This window comes from Clostridium sp. 1001283B150225_161107_B6 (assembly GCF_015556325.1).
Classification (GTDB): Bacteria; Bacillota; Clostridia; order Lachnospirales; family Lachnospiraceae; genus Enterocloster.
This window is the reverse complement of the sequence record NZ_JADNMD010000011.1, coordinates 198,740-216,425: the sequence shown is the minus strand read 5'-3', so window position 1 is coordinate 216,425 and position 17,686 is coordinate 198,740. Positions and strand designations below refer to the sequence as shown.

General features: G+C 52.3%; 17 protein-coding genes. 3 read left to right on the top strand and 14 right to left on the bottom strand.

What is annotated here, in order from left to right:
* Window positions 1-24 precede the first annotated feature (24 nt).
* Window positions 25-1,932, top strand: coding sequence for a beta-glucoside-specific PTS transporter subunit IIABC (locus tag I2H39_RS22075; protein WP_138309256.1), 1,908 nt, complete (start codon window positions 25-27; stop codon window positions 1,930-1,932).
* A gap of 122 nt (window positions 1,933-2,054) precedes the next feature.
* Complete coding sequence (locus I2H39_RS22070) at window positions 2,055-3,530, top strand: glycoside hydrolase family 1 protein (protein ID WP_195627536.1); 1,476 nt, start codon at window positions 2,055-2,057, stop codon at window positions 3,528-3,530.
* A gap of 105 nt (window positions 3,531-3,635) precedes the next feature.
* Here the strand turns inward: I2H39_RS22070 and I2H39_RS22065 are convergent, their stop codons facing one another.
* The 6 genes from I2H39_RS22065 to ftsH all read right to left on the bottom strand — a co-directional run bounded on the left by I2H39_RS22065 (window position 3,636) and on the right by ftsH (window position 11,318).
* Window positions 3,636-4,616: an ABC transporter permease gene (locus I2H39_RS22065; RefSeq protein WP_195627535.1), complete on the bottom strand. Its 981-nt coding sequence runs from the start codon at window positions 4,614-4,616 to the stop codon at window positions 3,636-3,638.
* Between the two features lie 12 nt (window positions 4,617-4,628).
* Entirely contained in the window at window positions 4,629-5,756 is a 1,128-nt protein-coding gene (locus tag I2H39_RS22060) for an ABC transporter permease (RefSeq protein WP_138309253.1), read from the bottom strand.
* Window positions 5,749-7,281, bottom strand: coding sequence for an ABC transporter ATP-binding protein (locus tag I2H39_RS22055; protein WP_195627534.1), 1,533 nt, complete (start codon window positions 7,279-7,281; stop codon window positions 5,749-5,751). The genes I2H39_RS22060 and I2H39_RS22055 overlap by 8 nt, the downstream gene beginning before the upstream one ends.
* Window positions 7,282-7,416: 135 nt before the next feature.
* Window positions 7,417-8,700 (bottom strand): BMP family ABC transporter substrate-binding protein, encoded by a 1,284-nt coding sequence (locus I2H39_RS22050; RefSeq protein WP_195627533.1) that lies wholly within the window; start codon window positions 8,698-8,700, stop codon window positions 7,417-7,419.
* A gap of 251 nt (window positions 8,701-8,951) precedes the next feature.
* The gene (locus tag I2H39_RS22045) at window positions 8,952-9,236 is read right to left on the bottom strand and encodes a DUF6809 family protein (protein WP_138309250.1); all 285 of its coding nucleotides are present in this window, start codon (window positions 9,234-9,236) and stop codon (window positions 8,952-8,954) included.
* Between the two features lie 201 nt (window positions 9,237-9,437).
* Window positions 9,438-11,318, bottom strand: coding sequence for an ATP-dependent zinc metalloprotease FtsH (ftsH, locus tag I2H39_RS22040; RefSeq protein WP_195627532.1), 1,881 nt, complete (start codon window positions 11,316-11,318; stop codon window positions 9,438-9,440).
* Between the two features lie 215 nt (window positions 11,319-11,533).
* Between ftsH and I2H39_RS22035 the strand changes: the two genes are divergently transcribed.
* Entirely contained in the window at window positions 11,534-12,040 is a 507-nt protein-coding gene (locus tag I2H39_RS22035; RefSeq protein WP_195627531.1) for a MarR family transcriptional regulator, read from the top strand.
* 98 nt (window positions 12,041-12,138) lie between these two features.
* On the opposite strand, the gene I2H39_RS22030 is transcribed toward I2H39_RS22035, so the two are convergent.
* From I2H39_RS22030 to I2H39_RS21995, 8 genes are all read right to left on the bottom strand, one after another.
* Window positions 12,139-12,897, bottom strand: a complete 759-nt coding sequence (locus tag I2H39_RS22030) for an amino acid ABC transporter ATP-binding protein (protein WP_138309247.1) — start codon at window positions 12,895-12,897, stop codon at window positions 12,139-12,141.
* Entirely contained in the window at window positions 12,887-13,579 is a 693-nt protein-coding gene (locus I2H39_RS22025; protein WP_138309246.1) for an amino acid ABC transporter permease, read from the bottom strand. The genes I2H39_RS22030 and I2H39_RS22025 overlap by 11 nt, the downstream gene beginning before the upstream one ends.
* A gap of 161 nt (window positions 13,580-13,740) precedes the next feature.
* A complete protein-coding gene (locus tag I2H39_RS22020) occupies window positions 13,741-14,610 on the bottom strand; it encodes a basic amino acid ABC transporter substrate-binding protein (protein WP_138309245.1) in 870 nt (289 codons plus the stop codon).
* A gap of 137 nt (window positions 14,611-14,747) precedes the next feature.
* A complete protein-coding gene (locus I2H39_RS22015; RefSeq protein WP_138309244.1) occupies window positions 14,748-15,593 on the bottom strand; it encodes a bifunctional 5,10-methylenetetrahydrofolate dehydrogenase/5,10-methenyltetrahydrofolate cyclohydrolase in 846 nt (281 codons plus the stop codon).
* A 29-nt stretch (window positions 15,594-15,622) separates the two neighbouring features.
* Entirely contained in the window at window positions 15,623-16,249 is a 627-nt protein-coding gene (locus tag I2H39_RS22010) for a cyclodeaminase/cyclohydrolase family protein (RefSeq protein WP_138309243.1), read from the bottom strand.
* A gap of 60 nt (window positions 16,250-16,309) precedes the next feature.
* The gene (locus tag I2H39_RS22005; protein ID WP_138309242.1) at window positions 16,310-16,912 is read right to left on the bottom strand and encodes a pentapeptide repeat-containing protein; all 603 of its coding nucleotides are present in this window, start codon (window positions 16,910-16,912) and stop codon (window positions 16,310-16,312) included.
* Between the two features lie 18 nt (window positions 16,913-16,930).
* A complete protein-coding gene (locus I2H39_RS22000) occupies window positions 16,931-17,185 on the bottom strand; it encodes a DUF3795 domain-containing protein (protein ID WP_195627530.1) in 255 nt (84 codons plus the stop codon).
* 25 nt (window positions 17,186-17,210) lie between these two features.
* The gene (locus I2H39_RS21995; RefSeq protein WP_138309240.1) at window positions 17,211-17,675 is read right to left on the bottom strand and encodes a pyridoxamine 5'-phosphate oxidase family protein; all 465 of its coding nucleotides are present in this window, start codon (window positions 17,673-17,675) and stop codon (window positions 17,211-17,213) included.
* Window positions 17,676-17,686: the final 11 nt, after the last annotated feature.

The following is a 17,686-nucleotide window of genomic DNA, read 5'->3' as shown; positions in this document are numbered from 1 at the left end:
AAATATTATGATGAGGTGAAATTTATGGATTACGAAAATGTGGCAAAAAAGATATTACAGCGGGTGGGCGGAAAAGAAAATGTGGTCAGCCTGATACACTGCATGACACGGCTGCGCTTTACGCTGAAGGATGAATCCATTGTGGACGATGAGGCTGTGCGGAGTACAAAAGGAGTCATGGGCATAATGAAGAAGGCAGGCCAGTATCAAATCATCATCGGCAACGATGTGGGCACTGTCTATAAGGAACTGTGCAGGCTGGGCAGTTTTTCAGATAAATCCCCTGCCGGACCAGCTCCCAAAAAAGAAAAGCAGAACATACTGTCCATGCTGATGGATACCATCTCGGGCGTTATGACCCCGGTCATTCCGGCCATCATAGGCGCTGCCATGATTAAGGTCCTTCTGACCCTCCTTCCCATGCTGGGCATCCTGGACACGACCGGCAGCACCTACAGCCTGCTGAGCGTGATGGGCGACGGGGCATTCTTCTTTATGCCGGTGCTGATTGCCGTATCTGCATCCAGAAAATTCGGCACCAATGTTTATTACAGCGTAAGCATTGCCCTTATCATGCTCCATCCCAATTTTATCACCATGATGAACACGGCCCATGATGCCGGGGAAACCATACAATTCCTGGGATTCCTGCCTGTATCCTATGCCTCCTACTCCTATTCCGTCATACCCATTATCCTGGCCGTATGGTCCCTTAAATACGTGGAAAAGCTGGCGGACCGGATTACCCCGGTCATTACAAAGAACTTTTTGAAACCAATGCTGGTGGTGCTCATAGAGGCTCCCATTGCTTTAATCATCCTTGGGCCCCTGGGTGCGATTTTCGGAAATGTACTGTCCGACGTGGTTTATTTTGTACATGATAAGCTGGGCTTCATTGCCATCGGCCTCATCGCCGGTATCTATCCCTTTGTGGTCATGGCAGGGATGCACCATGCATTCACACCCATCAAACTGGGAATGCTTGCCACCACGGGATATGAAAACTTTATCTGTATCGGAGAGCTCTGTTCCAACATGGCCCAGGGCGCTGCCTCCGCAGCAGTGGCTTTAAAGAGCCGGAACAAGGATTTCAAGCAGGTAGCCGGTTCCTCTGCCTTCTCCGCCCTGGTAGCAGGAATCACGGAGCCCGCCCTCTACGGCGTTACCCTTCGTTTAAAACGCCCTATGCTGGGCGCATGTATCGGTGCCATGGCCGGAGGACTCTTTGGCGGGTTCTTCCAGATGAAGTGTTTCGGAATCGCCACTCCTGCCATTGTAACCATTGTACAGTATGTGGAAGAAAGCCGCCCCATGAGCCTGATGATTGCAGCCCTTACCATCCTTCTGACCGTGGTGGTCACCTTTATCGCCACCCTGCTCATTGGTTTTGAGGATGTGGCGGATGAAGAGGAAGACGGAGATGATAACCTCATGCCTGTCCCCGCAGGGACATCCTCATCTGACGCATCTCAGACCCTTGCTGACATAACCGTTCCAAGCCCCCTGGAAGGCAGATGCATCCCCATATCCCAGGTAAAGGATGCCACCTTCGCAAAAGAAATCCTTGGAAAAGGCGCAGCCATCCTGCCTGAGGGAAATACCATCCTCTCCCCCTTTGACGGAACGGTCGCAGTTATGTTTGAGACAGGCCACGCAGTGGGTCTTATAAGCAGGGACGGAGTGGAGCTTTTAATCCATGTGGGCATAGACACCGTTAACCTGGGCGGACAGTTCTTCCATCCGGTCAAAAGGACCGGAGACAGCGTCCGCAGGGGCGAAGTCCTTCTGACCTTTGACCGGGAAGAAATACAGAAGGCCGGATACGACATTACCACACCGGTTATCGTATCCAATACCGGAGATTATTCAGATGTGGTTCCTGTCCGCAGCGGCAGGGTCCAGCCCCTGGAGCCGCTTTTGAACATACGCTAGACCCTTATTTCAAACACAGCATACTTATTTCAAACACAGCACACTCATACCTTATACACGGTAAGCTTTTATTTTACCGCATAAGACAGTACATTCAATTTTATAAAAAAAGGAGGAACCATATGAACTGCAAAGAATTGCCTGTTTTTCCAAAAGACTTTCTGTGGGGAAGCGCTTCCGCCGCCTACCAGGTGGAAGGCGGATATCTGGAAGACGGAAAAGGACTGACAAACTGGGATACATTTGTGCGGATTCCCGGGAAAACATATAAAGGAACCACCGGAGACACCGCAGTGGACCACTATCACCGGTACAGGGAGGATATTGGCCTTATGGCGGAAATGGGCCTTAAAACCTACCGTTTCTCCGTATCCTGGGCCAGAATCTTCCCAAAAGGCACAGGAACTCCCAACGAAAGCGGACTGGCTTTCTATGAGAGCCTGATTGACGAATGTTTAAAACATAATATTGAACCTATGGTGACCATATTCCACTGGGACCTTCCCCAGGCGCTGGTGGAAGCCTACGGCGGATGGGAGAATCCCAGAATCATTGATGATTATACAGCCTATGCCGAAACCCTCTTTGCCCGCTTCGGAAGCAAGGTAAAATACTGGATTACCCTGAATGAACAGAATATCTTCACCTCCCTGGGCTGGCTCACTGCCCAGCATCCTCCGGGAAAATTCGACGACAGGAAAATGTTTTATCAGGTCAACCACCATGCATTCATGGCCCATGCAAAAGCTGTTCTGGCCTACCGCCGGATGGGCGGCACAGGCATGATTGGCGCCAGCTTTGCCTACACCCCATCCTATGCCCTGGACTGCCGGCCGTCCAATGCAATGGCAAAATGCAATTACGATGATATGAAAAACTATTGGTGGATGGATGTATATGCATACGGACGCTACCCCAAAGCCACCATGGCTTACCTGAAAAAGCAGGGAACCGCCCCTCATATGGAGGACGGCGACGAGGACATCCTCAAAGAGGCTGCAGCCGGAATATCCTTCATGGGCGTAAACTACTACCAGAGCTGTGTATGCGAGTACAATCCCCCGGACGGCGCCGCCCCTTACGGCTCCATGAACACCACGGGGGTAAAGGGCTCCTCCCAGGAAACCGGAATTCCCGGCATTTACAAAAACCCCTCCAATCCCTATCTCATGACCACGGATTGGGACTGGAGCATTGACCCTGCAGGTCTTAAGTACTGCTGCCGGGAAATCACCAGCCGTTATGCCCTTCCTGTCATTATTTCCGAAAACGGCCTTGGAGCCTTTGACAAAAAGGAGGAGGACGGCCGGATTCATGACCCCTACCGCATCAAATACCTGAAAGAGCATCTGAAATCCCTGGCGGAAGCCCTGGATGAGGGCTGTCAGGTTCTGGCCTACTGCACCTGGTCCTTTACGGACCTGCTGAGCTGGCTCAACGGATACCAGAAACGTTACGGCTTCATCTACGTGGACCGGGGCGAGGAAGAAGGGGCATCCATGAACCGCTATAAAAAGGACAGCTATTACTGGTATCAGGAAGTCATAAGGACAAACGGCGCAAATCTGTCAGACCGCGGACAGGACAATCAGGGATAGGACAATCAGGGGCAGGAATAACAGGGACCGGAATAACAGGGACCGGACGGAGAATGAATACCGTTTTAAATTCCTGCCGTTCCAAGTCCCTGCCGTTTCAAATCCCTACCGCTCTTCCCTGAAATACGGAAGTCCCAGACTCTGGGGCGGCTGGTATTCCCTCTTCTTTCTCAGGCTGGTTATAACCAGTACCACAATGGTGACCACATAGGGCAGCGCCTTGAATATCTCCTGGGCGCCTCTGTCCAGGCCCGGAATATACAGGTAAAGGATGTACAGGCCACCGAACAGGATGGAGCCCCAGATGGCATTGACCGGTTTCCACAGGGCGAAAATAACCAGGGCAATTGCCAGCCATCCTCTGTCCCCGAATCCGTTGTTGGTCCAGGTGCCGCCGGAGTACTCCATGACAAAATAGAGTCCGCCCAGGCCGCTGATGCCGCCCCCGAGGCAGGTGGCCAGGTACTTGTAGGCCGTTACATTGATGCCTGCCGCATCCGCGGTAGCCGGGCTCTCTCCCACTGCCCTTAAGTTCAGTCCCTTCCTGGTCTTAGCCAGGAAAAATGCCAGAGCCAGGGCCAGAACAATTGCCAGATAAGTCAGGAACCCGTAGGAAAAGAAAATCTGTCCAATGACGCCCAGCCCGGATAATCCGGGTATGGGCTTCTTATAGGCTGCTCCTGTCACTGCCACGGAAATCTGGCCCACGCCGCCAGCCAGCTTTGCCAGGGAACCGCCGAAGAAATTGCCGAAGCCAACGCCGAAGGTGGTGAGGGCCAGACCGGTCACGTTCTGATTGGCCCGCAGCGTAATGGTCAGGACGCTGTATACCAGTCCTCCCAGGGCAGCGCACGCAAAGGCGCACACAAAGGAAATCAAAAGTCCCGCCAGACCGTTTGGATTCTCTGTCCCGTTCTCATACAGGAAGGCCCCAATCAGTCCGGCTATACCGCCCATATACATCATACCGGGAATACCCAGGTTCAGGTTGCCGGATTTCTCTGTCATGATTTCTCCCAGGGCTCCGTATAGAATGCCGATGCCCTGACCGATTGCTTTCTGAATAAATATAACCAAAAAACCCATAATCTCGCCTCCTTATGACAATTTTGCCCCTGCTTCTTTCCGTTTGCCGCGGACTCCCACCTTGAAATTGATGAAGAATTCGCAGCCCAGGATAAAGAAGAGGATGATGCCTGTTATTACATCAGAGGCATTTTCATTCAGGTTAAACTGGGAGGCAATCTGTCCTGCTCCCTTCTGCATAAACACCAGGAAAAATGAAACCAGTATCATGGCAAAGGCGTTAAACTTGCTGAGCCATGATACGATGATGGCCGTGAATCCCCTGCCGCCCGCCGTGCTGGTGGATATGGTATGGCTGGCGCCGCTGACAATGATAAAACCCGCAATACCGCAGATGGCGCCGGACAGGGCCATGGTCCGGATGATAACCTTCTTCACATTGATACCCGCGTATCTGGCCGTGTTCTCGCTCTCTCCCACAACCGCAATCTCATACCCCTGCTTGCTGTACTTCAGATAAATGAAAACAGCCAGGGTCAGAGCCAGCACGATTACCAGGTTCCAGCCGTATTCCAGGCCAAAGAGCTTTGGAAGCCATCCTCCTTTTGTGGAGGAATTGATGGTTCCCACGGAGTTGGAGCCTTTGGGATTCTCCCAGAAAATAATGCAGTATGTGATGACCTGCATGGCCACATAGTTCATCATCAATGTAAACAATGTCTCGTTGGTGTTCCAGTATGCCTTGAAAAATGCAGGGATGGCCGCCCATACCATGGCTGACAGGGCGCTTCCCAGCAGCATCAGCGGAAACAGGACCAGGGGAGGCAGGGAATTGCCAAGGTAAATCATCATGGCCGCGGATGTGACGCCGCCAATCAGTACCTGCCCCTCTGCGCCGATGTTCCAGAACCGCATCTTAAATGCAGGCGTGATGCCGATTGCAATACAGAGCAGCACCAGGGTGTCCCGGATGGTCATCCAGGTACGCCTTTTAGTACCCACTGCCCCGTCAAAGATTCCTTTGTATACCTCCAGGGGATTAAGCCCTGTAAGGGCATAGATGACCCCTGCACAGACCACCAGTGATAGCAGGACCGCTCCCAGCCGGATGGCCCAGGCCTTCCACATGTCAATCTCGTCCCTCTTGGATATATGCATCAGAGGCTCCTTGTTGGATACTGCCGTCATCTCCTTACTCACTTAAGCCACCTCCTGTCCTGGTCATCATCAGTCCCACCTGTTCCTTGGTCGCTGTCCTAGCGTCCACAATTCCGTTTACCTGTCCTCCGCACAGCACCAGAATGCGGTCGCACAGCTCCAGCAGCACATCCAGGTCCTCGCCCACACAGATAACGGCCGCCCCCTGTTTCTTCTGCTCGTTCAGAAGATGGTAAATGGTGTAGGATGAGTTGATATCCAGTCCCCGGACCGGATAAGCCACCATAAGCACCTTTGGATTGGAGGAAATCTCCCTTCCCACCAGCACCTTCTGTACATTTCCTCCTGACAGCTTGCGCACCGGTGTGGTGACACCCGGGGTCACGATTTCCAGCTCCTCTATAATCTGCTCAGCCAGGCTCTTTGGCGTTTTCCTGTCCGTAAAGAAAGAACGCCCCCTGCGGTAGCCCCTGAGCATCATATTGTCCGTCATGTCCATGGCGCCCACCAGCCCCATGCCCAGGCGGTCCTCAGGCACAAAGGAGAGCCTGACCCCCAGCTTATTGATGGCTGAGGCGCTCATGCCGGACAGCTGCTTTTCACCGCCCTCCGGCGGATAATAGGTGATGGTGCCGCCTGCCATTGGCTGAAGTCCTGCAATGGACTCCAGCAGCTCCCTCTGGCCGCTTCCTGCAATACCCGCGATTCCCAGTATCTCACCGCTGTAAGCAGTAAAGGAAGCATGGTCCAGGGTCGTCACCCCTTCCTTGTCCACACAGGTGACGCCTTCCGCCGTCAGGCGGCGTTCTGGGTTCACCGGCTCCGGCCGTTCAATGTTCAGGCTCACCTTCTTGCCCACCATCATCTCAGTCAGGGATTCCTCGGTGGCGTCCGCCGTAAATACAGTGCCGATATACTGGCCCTTGCGCAGTACGGACACCCGGTCTGACAGAGCCAGCACCTCATGAAGCTTATGGGTGATGATGATGATGGAATGGCCTGCCTCGCGCATGTTGCGCAGCACGGCGAACAGCTTGTCCGTTTCCTGGGGCGTCAGAACAGCCGTGGGCTCGTCCAGAATCAGGATATCCACCCCGCGGTACAAAAGCTTGACAATTTCCACGGTCTGCTTCTGGGATACGGACATGGTGTATATCTTCTGGTCCGGGTCCAGCTCAAATCCGTATTTGGATGTCAGCTCGTTGATTCTGGCGGAGACGGCCTTCATGTCCAGCACTTCCCTGCCGGACAGTCCCAGGATAATGTTTTCAGCCGCTGTCAGCACGTCCACCAGTTTAAAATGCTGGTGAATCATGCCGATGCCCAGGGCAAAGGAGTCCTTGGGCGAACGAATGGTAACCTCCTTTCCGTTTACGAATATCTGTCCCTCATCCGGGTAGTAGATACCGGAAATCATGTTCATGAGGGTGGTCTTACCACTTCCGTTCTCACCCAGGACAGACAGGATTTCCCCCCTCTTCACAGACAGGCATACCTTGTCGTTGGCAGTTACCTTGCCGAACCGTTTTGTAATATTTTTCAGTTCAATTGCATATTCTTCGCTCACCCGGCAAACCTCCGTTCTTTGTAATTGGTTGTGTGCTGTTGGCTCATAGCCGGCTGGAAAAAAGCGGAGCCAGATATGGATGGCTCCGCTTTTACAGCCTTTAATTTCCAGCGGGAAATTATCGCATTTTCTATCTTAGTTGTCGATTGTGGTGATGCCGTCAATCAGGATATCAAAGGATGGCGCGGAACCGAACTCTGACTCATGGAAATATCCGTCGGAGATATACTCGATATCGCTGCCGTCTTTCTTATATGTATCCAGTGTCTCGCCGCCAACAGTCCATGTGGAGGTATCAAATACATGAAGCTCGCCGGATGCCAGCTTAGCCTCTACCTCTTCCACCTTTTCCTTTGTTCCGGGAGCAACAGCAGCCTCGTTCAGCTCTGTAATCAGAACTGCGCCGTCAGAGAAGCCCTTGCACCAGTCAACCGGAATCTCGGTTCCGTCAACAACATGCTGTACAGCCTCGGTCACATATGCGCCCCAGTTATTGGAAGCAGATGTAAGAGCCTGGTTTGGCGCGGTTGCAATCATGGAAATGTTGTAGCCCACACAGGGAACGCCTGCTGCCTCACATGCAGTAGGAGCGCCTGTGGTATCTGCGTGCTGGCTGATCAGGACGCATCCGTCGGAAATCAGGGCATCTGCCGCTTCCTTCTCCAGGTCAAAGCTTGCCCAGCTGTTGGTGTACTTAACTTCCATGGTGGCGTCCGGGCATACGGAACGCACGCCTAAGAAGAAGGATGTATATCCGCTGATAACCTCAGCATAGGGATAAGCGCCTACATAACCAATCTTGCAGGCATCTGCCTTCACGGTGCCGTCCTCTATCATCTGGTTCAGCTTCAGTCCGGCCACAACACCGGATACGTAGCGTGCCTCAAAGATAGATGTGAAATAATTGTGCATGTTGCTCAGGCCGCTGGAAGCTGCCTGGAAGCCGGTTGCATGGCAGAACTGGACGTCCGGGTATTCCTTTGCCGCCTCAATCACATAGGACTCATGTCCAAAGCTGTTTGCAAATACAATCTGGCATCCCTGGTCTGCAAGGTCCATGGCTGCATCCTTTGCAGTCTCATCCTCAGGGATATTCCACTTAACGATAATCTGGTCGTCGGACAGTCCCAGGGCTTCCTTCATCTCCATGGCGCCGTTATAATGAGCGGCCGTATAGCCCTCGTTCTCATCGCCTATGTAGACAAAACCAATCTTTAAATCTTCCTTGGCGATGCCGCCTGCTGCCGGTGCTTCGGACGCCTCTGTCTCCGCTCCCTCTGCTGCTGCGCTAGTTTCCGCCTCTGCTGCTGTGGATGCGGCTGCCGTGGTGGACTCTGCCGTGTTAGAGCCGCCGCAGGCCGCAAGTGACACGGTCATCACGCCCGCCATGGCTACGCTTGCTAACTTTTTTAATTTCATATTACTCTCCTCCATGAAGTGTAGTTTGCAGGACCCGATTAAAATACGTCAGGTACTGGCTGCTCCATTACACCTGACGTTCCATCGTTGTCCTACCCATTAAAAAGTAACACAAATACCAGTTAAGTATATCTATTTTTTCTTCTATTGTCAATATTAACCAGGGATTTCGACCCATTTTTACACAATAAGACAGGATTGCTTTTATTTATCAGCAATCCTGCCTTTGATTCTTAAGCTATGCTTATAATTCAGTTTCTTTCCCCTGCATTTTCATAAAATACTTCACACATGACACCTGCGCCGATACGGAACCCGTCCGTAAAACTCTGGGTCTTCTCAATGAAGGTAAGCTCCAGGTAATGTTCCATCAGAAGGTCGAATTCTTCCTTCATAGCCCGGTCCAGCTTATCGGTGAACCGGTTGAAATCATCCATGGACTGCCTGGACAGCCCATCGTATTCCGCATTACCGCATATGGCGTTTTCCGCCGGGCATAAATCCCCTCTGTACAACTGCTGCAAAATCTTTCCCATACCTTTTTCCTGCCTTTCTTCTGTCGTATTAGTTTCACAGAAAGGCGGGGCGTCACGCCGCATGCTCCATCCGCTCTCAACTCATTCTCTCATCAACCAATCATCTTCTCTCATCATCTGTAAAGGATATACGCAGCGCAGGGCTATGGCTCCCCCACCTGTCTATATATCCAGGATAGCACAGCCCGGGGCCAAATGCAACTAAACTTCTCCCCGGACCTGCTCCTCACCTGCACGGCTGAAGATTTCCATGAATTCGTCTCCCGTGATGGTTTCCTTTTCCAGGAGATAGACTGCTATCTCATGGAGCTTTCCTTCATTTTCCTTCAGTATGGAAAGGGCCTTGCGGTGCTGCTCCTTCACAATGGACACCACCTGCTCGTCGATGCGTTTTGCCGTGTCGGGAGCGCAAATCAGGGATGTGTCCCCTCCCAGATACTGGTTGTTCACGGTTTCCATGGCCACCATATCAAATTCATCGGTCATGCCAAACCGTGTCACCATGGAACGGGCAATCTTGGTGGCCTGCTCAATATCGTTGGAAGCTCCAGTGGTGACCGAGTGGAAAATCAGCTCCTCCGCCGCACGGCCGCCTGTAAAGGTGGCAATCTTATCCAGAGCCTCCTCCTTGCTCATAAGGTAGCGTTCTCCCTGGTCCACCTGCATGGTATATCCCAATGCTCCCGATGTCCTGGGTATAATGGTAATCTTCTGGACCGGGGCGCTGTGGCTCTGGCAGGCAGCCACCAGAGCATGGCCCACCTCATGATACGCCACGATTCTGCGTTCCTTCTGGGAAATGACCGCATTCTTTTTCTGGTAACCTGCGATAACCGTTTCCACGCTTTCCTCCAGGTCGGCCTGCACAACGGCGCTGCGGCCCATGCGCACCGCCCTCAGGGCAGCCTCATTGATGATATTGGCCAGCTCCGCGCCGCTGGCCCCTGCCGTGGCCCTGGCAATGGCGTTGTAATCCACATCATCCGACATCTTCACGTTCTGCCCGTGGACCTTTAAGATGGCCTCACGGCCCTTTAAGTCAGGCAGCTCCACCGGCACCCTGCGGTCAAAACGGCCGGGACGCAGAAGGGCCTTGTCCAGGGATTCCGGACGGTTGGTGGCGGCCAGGATGACCACGCCCTTCTTTCCGTCAAAGCCATCCATCTCGGTCAGCAGCTGGTTCAGGGTCTGCTCGCGCTCATCGTTTCCGCTCATGCCGCCGCCGTCCCGCTTCTTGCCGATGGTGTCGATTTCATCAATAAATACAATACACGGCGCCTTGTCATTGGCCTGCTTAAACAGGTCCCTGACCTTGGCAGCGCCCATGCCCACGAACATTTCCACGAATTCTGAACCTGAGATGGAGAAGAAGGGCACATGGGCCTCCCCTGCCACGGCTCTTGCAAGGAGCGTCTTGCCGGTTCCGGGAGGGCCCACCAGCAGGGCTCCCTTGGGAAGATTGGCTCCGATATCCGCATACTTCTGGGGATTGTGCAGGAAGTCCACAATCTCCTTCAGGGCATCCTTGGCTTCCTCCTCCCCTGCCACGTCGGCAAAGGTAATTCCTGTCTCGTTCTCAGCATATATCTTTGCATTGGACTTTCCGAAGGTCATGGCGTTGCTGCCGCCCATCCGCTTGGAAAGCATACGGCCCATGATGTTTCCAATGACAATAAACATCAGAATGGGCGCCACCCAGGACATCAGGAAGCTTAAGAGCGGTGAAGCCTTGGTCTGGATTTCCCCTGTAAAGTTCTCCACATCCGCATTCTGCAGCCGTCCGACCAGGTCGTCCCCCGGAATCGGCCCTGTCTTATAGCTGACATTCCACTGCTTCTGGTCCTTTTTCGTGAACTGAATCTGTGATTCCCCGTTGCTGACATACACATCCTTCACATTCCCGGCGTCCAGTTCCTTCAGGAACTCGCTGTACGGCACCTCCACCGAATGCTCCATCATGGGAAATACCAGGGCATTTAGCACCATCACCACCAATATCACCAGAAAATAATAATAGATGAACGGCTTTTTAGGCGTGCCGCTTTTTAGGTTTCTCTTTCCGTTCTCTTCATTCGCACCCATACCAGGTCTCCTTTTCTTACTTCATACTCATGGACCGGGATATTCCCGGCTTCATTGCCGCCTCGTCCATATCCCGCTGTACACCATGTAAGATAATACCATTTGCAACTTTTGTCAATGGTTAATTGTAAGTTTTTATTTACTTTTAATATTTATTGACTTTTCTCCACAGGTGTGATAAAACGGTTACAGAACATAGCGAGGAGGTAATGGGCATGAACCGTGAACCGGCAGACAGTAGACATGACAGCAGACATGTAGGGGAACATTTCATGGATTTTGCCATTGAATTCTTTAACCTGGCAAAGAACAGCTACCATCAGCAGAACCAGATACGGGCCAATTCCGCTGCTTTCCAGGTTCTGATGCAGTTAAACCAGCCGGGCAGACCGGCGCCGACCATGTCGGAGATGGCCCTGCATCTGGGCATAACCAAGCAGCAGCTTACCAAGCTGGTCAATGACTTGGAGGAAAAAAACCTGGTGCTCAGACAGCACGATTCCAGGAACCGGCGCCATGTATACCTGACGATTACGCCGGAGGGCTCCTCCATTATGAAGCAGCTGAAGGAGGCCATGCTGGAGTGCACAGTATCCCGCCTTTCCTCCTATAATCAGGAAGAACTGGCGGAGCTGGACCACTGCCTGATGCGCCTGGGCGTACTGCTGGAAAAATTCGCCGCCTCGGATGATACATCCTGCGGGGATTTTCCTGAATTGTAACAAACAAAAGCCGCTGCCGTCAGCCGCGTCATGCAGGCAATGCATGTTACGGCTGACAGCAGCGGCTTTTCCCATACAGGCACAGGATACAGATATGCCTACAGCACCTTGCTCAGGAAAGATTTCAAACGCTCATTTTTAGGGTTGGAGAAAAATTCCTCCGGTCCGGCTTCCTCCATGAAATGTCCTTCGTCCATAAACATGACCCTGGTGGCCACCTCCCTGGCAAAGCCCATCTCATGCGTCACCACCACCATGGTCATCTTTTCCCTGGCCAAATCGCGCATAACGCTGAGAACCTCTCCCACCATCTCAGGGTCCAGGGCGGAGGTGGGCTCGTCAAACAGCATCACATCCGGCTTCATGCACAGGGCGCGTACAATGGCAATACGCTGCTTCTGACCGCCTGAAAGCTGGCTGGGATATGCATGGGCCCTGTCCGCCAGTCCCACTCGTTCCAGAAGCTCCATGGCCTCATCCTCAGCTTCCTTCTGTCCCTTTCCCTGAAGCTTCATGGGGGCAATGGTCAGGTTCTTCATGATATCCATGTGGGGGAAGAGATTAAACTGCTGGAACACCATCCCCATCTTCTGGCGGTGCTTGTCAATATCCGTCCTGGGGTCCGTGATGTCAGTGCCCTCAAAGAAAATATGTCCGCTTGTGGGTTCCTCCAGCAGGTTCAGACACCGGAGGAAGGTGCTTTTGCCGGAACCGGAAGGCCCGACCACAAAGACCACATCCCCCTTGTGGATATCCACAGTGATTCCCTTTAAGACATCAATGGAGCCAAAACTCTTTCCCAGGTTCTCCACCCGGATTAAAGACTGTCCGTTAAACACTCCTGAATTACCGCTCATTCTGTCTCAGCCTCCTTTCCAGTATCTGAATCAGCTTTGTAAATATCATAACAATAATAAGGTAAATGACGGCCACCGCAATCAAAGGCATAAAGGCGCTGTAGGTCCTGCTCCGGATAATATCCCCGCCCTTGGTCAAATCCTGGATGGCAATGTAGCCGGATACCGAGGTTTCCTTTAACAGGGAAATGAACTCGTTGCACAGGGTGGGCAGCACTGTCTTAAACGCCTGGGGCATGATAATGTACCACATGGTCTGGGCATAGTTGAAGCCCAGGCTGCGGCCGGCCTCCATCTGCCCCGCATCAACGGACATGATGCCGCTTCTGAATATCTCCGCCACATAGGCTCCGGAGTTGACGCCAAAGGCCAGGATGGCCACAATGACCTTGTCTACCCTGACGCTTCCGAATACCACGAAGTAGATGATTAACAGCTGCACCACCACTGGCGTACCGCGGATTACGGTCAGGTACACTTTACAGATAGCATTGAGCACCTTAAGCTTATGGGTCTTTTCATAGGTGGAACGTATCATTCCCACCAGGAATCCCAGCACAATTCCCATAAGACAGGCAAAAAAGGTAATTATCAACGTTGTCTTGAGGCCCTCGGTCAGATATTTCCACCGGTTGTCCGCCACAAAGTTCAGGTAAAACGCATCTGTAAATGTCTTCCACATGCTCATCATCCTCTGCTCTTTCTTTATGATTCGTAAGCCAGGGCAGACGCCCTGTTCTCCTTTGCCATACAGTCAAAAACTGCCGCCCTGCAGGAACGGGGATGCGGTGCGTCAATGCACCTCCCTTTCTGCAGCCTGCGGCAGTCTTATACTCTGTACGCTTACTCAGCCTTGATATACTTAGCCACGATTTCGTCCAGTGTCCCGTTGTCCTTCAGGGTCTTAAGGGCGCCGTTGATTTTCTCCAGCAGCTCTGTGTTCCCCTTCTTAACAGCAATGGCATACTCCTCGTCGGTAAAGGACTCTTCCAGAATCTTTAATCCTGCTGTCTCGGCAACAAAGGTCTTGGCAGGCTCCCCGTCGATTACAACCGCGTCAATCTTGCCCTGGCTCAGTGCCTGAACAGCCTCAAAGCCCTTGTTGTAACGCTCAACCGTGGTTCCGTCAGCCTCCAGGTCGGATACATAGATATCGCCTGTGGTTCCCAGCTGCACGCCTACGATTACGCCCTTTAAGTCATCAGGAGATGCAATCTCGCTGTCCTCTGTCACGATAATCTTCTGGGATGCCTTTGCATAGGTATCGGAAAAATCTACGGACTGCATACGGTCTTCCGTAACAGTCATACCGGCCAGACCCATATCAGCCTTACCGGATACAATCTCAGGAATAATAGAATCAAAAGCAATATCCTCAATCTCCAGCTCCATGCCCAGCTCATCGGCAATGGCCTTTGCGATTTCCGCATCAATACCTACAATGGAATCTCCGTCATGAAACTCATAAGGAGGGAACTCTGCATTGGTTGCCATGACCAGCTTGCCGCCTGCGGCTTCCTTAGCTGCCTCAGTCTCAGCTGCCTCTGCGCTGGTCTCATCCTTGCTCCCGGCTGCTGTGGTGTCTTCTGTCTTCTCCTCTGCTGTTGCTGCTGTGGTGTCAGCTGCTGTTGTCTCTTTTGCACCGCCGCCGCAGGCTGTCAGGGAAGCAGCCATCAGTGCTGCCATAGTGATTGCTAAAACCTTCTTCTTCATAATAATATTCTCCTCTTTTCTTTTATGCATCAAATTGCATAACTATAAATACATTCAACATTTTATATTATAATGCATTTTTTTAGTTTAGCAAGAGGAAAATGCGGGAATCAACAAAGAATCAGCAAAGATTCCGTCTAATCCCTTCTCTGTCTTTGGCCTGCAAGCACCAGATGCTTTGCCAGCACGGCCGTAGTCACCGCCCCCACGCCGCCCGGCACAGGCGTTGCCATGGATGCAAGGGGCTCGATTGACTGGAAATCCACATCCCCGCATAATTTTCCATTTTCATCCACATTGATGCCCACATCGATGACAATGGCATCCTGCCCTGTGTGGCGGCCGTCCAGCATTCTGGCCTTTCCTGCCGCCGCCACCAGGATATCAGCTCTGCGGCACTCTGCCTCCAGGTCCCTGGTCCTGGTATGGCAGATGGTTACCGTTGCATTTTCCTTCAGCATCAGCATGGACAGCGGACGGCCCACCACCATGCTGCGGCCCACTATGGTCACGTTCTTGCCTGTCATGTCTATCCCGTTGGCCTTTAACACCTCTATGACTGCCTCGGCCGTACAGGGTGCAAAGCCTGTTTTGTCCCCGGCAAACACCTTGGCAATATTGGCCGGGGAAATCCCGTCCAAATCCTTTTCCGGGTCAATCATCTTCTCAATGTCTGTTTCCGCAATCTGCTTTGGCAGAGGACGCAGCAGCAGGATTCCCGCCACATCCGGGTCATTGTTTATCTTATCAAATTCAGCCTTAAAATCCCTGTCGCTTATCTGTTCCGGGAACACATAGGACCGGACCCGCAGGCCGAAGTTCTCCATCTTCTTTACAGCCCCCCGTTCATATGACATGTCATCCGGTTTTTCCCCCACCCGCACAATAGCCAGCTTCGGAGCCGGGCCTTCCAGGCCTTCCATCATCTGTGATACCTGCTCCTTGATTTTTGCCGAAACCTCGGCGCCTTTTAATACTTTCATCTTCCTTCTCCTTCCTGTCTGCCGGTTCTTTACCTGAGCTGCTCCAACACCTTCTGGTATATGCGGTCCGCCGCCTCTGTACCTTCCTTAATCATGCGCTCCGCCTTTTCATTCAGTTCCTCTGCCTTTTCCCTGTTTTTCATAGACTTGGTATTGATGTACACATTCATCACAGCTCCCAGCAATGCGGTGCGGATGAACTGGACTCCCACACCCACGTCGCTGACAGCCATCCTGCTTCCCTTATCAGCAAGGATATCCATGATGTCCAGCATCTCCACCGCCCTCTCCATGATTTCCATGGGTACGAAGCTGGCATCCAGCAAACGGGTTTCCATAACCTCTGCCTTGTATGCCTTTTCCTCCTCTGTGCCTGAGGGAAGGCTGTAGCACCTGGCCAGAGGGGCAAATACCTCTGCATCCCGGTCTGCCAGGACCGTAAACTGTCCCTGGATTTTCACCATCCGTTCTGTCAGTTCCTTAATCTCATCCTCCACCTCTGCGTACTTTTTCTTGCCCATGGTCAGGTTGGCCACCATCTGTCCCAGGGCATTGCCCAGGGCGCCGGCCAGGGCGGAAGCGCCTCCGCCGCCCGGCACCGGCTCCTTTGAAGACAATACATCCAGAAACCCCTGAATCGTCATATTCTCTACCATTATAATATCCTCCTGTTTTTATATATAGTTTTTATATATAGTTTCTATTATACACCTTTTTTACACGATTTTAACTCCCATCAGCCTGGCCAGCTCCGCGGCCTGCAGCAGGCTCACCTTCAGGCCTGCCAGCTCCGTATACCGGTCCGAAACCATGATGCCGTCAATGACACATTCCGATAAATCCAGTCCTTTTAACGGCGTGCGGAAAAAATCTGTTCCCGTCAGGTCCGTGGATGAAAAAACCGTTTTTTTCAGTTTTACCTCAGACAGAAAGGATTCCCGGAAATTACAGCCTCTTATTTCTCCGAATTCCCAGAAGGCATTGGAGAAATTCCCATAGTGGAACTGGCTGTCCAGAAGCTTCACCCACTTAAATGTGGAATTGCAGAACTGGCTCCCATCCCCCTTTGAGTCTGTCACCGTTACATTTTTCCAATAAGAATCCCGGAAGGAGCAGTTGGAGAAATCACATTTGTCAAATATCACATTGCAGAAGGATGCGCCGTTTAGATTACATTCCTCCAGCCTGCACCTGACGAACTTCACCGTATCAAACTCCACCTTTTTCCCTGAAACCCTTACAACTTCCTGGTCTTCATAGACCTTATCCATAACCGGATATTCCTGTTCGGCTGCTTCCGCCATATCTTCTGACAGCATATGCCCTCCATGGTGATTTTATTTTGCCCATTCCCTGCACTGGTTTAACCTTGGCTCCGGGTCAAAGCCCATATCCGTTCCCATGGCCGCCTCCATCTCACAGGGGAAATCCGGACATTTCCCGCAGTGGTCCAGCCCCCTGGCCTCACAGCAGGATTTCACCCCGCACTCACCGCCCCAGAAGGTTTTTTCCATGGTCACGCAGCCCGTGCAGCGGACTGCTTCCTTTCTTTCACACTGATTACAGCGGACCCCGCATCTTGACTCAAACATATCCTTCCTCCTTTGTCACAACCTTTTAAATATGCTCTTTTCCACACATCTGCTCCACATCCAGGCGCAGCACCGCGGTTCTCTCCAGCATGGCTTCCGGGTACTCCCAGCTGTCCTTTCCCGACATGTGGCCCATGATGCAGTTCAGGCCCTTTTTCTTTTCATCCGCCCCTTCCACCACCCGTATGCTCCCTTCCCCCACCACGCTTCTGTACCGGAAGGAATATCCGCAGGCCTGTTCCGCCTCCGTCAGGCCATGGGCCGTGTCCATCTCAAACCCTGCATACCCATTCCGCCTGACCAGGTCTATCTTCTTTCCCTCTGCCGCCCCGTGAAAATAGAGCGCGTTTTCCTCCTCATCGTAACCAAAGCTGAGAGGAACAATATAGGCGCCTTTTCCATCGGAAAAAGCCAGCCTGCAGCAGTCGCACTCCCCTATGATTTCCCTTACACCGTATGTATCCCTGATTTCCCTGTCCTTTCTTCTCATCTGGTCCTCCT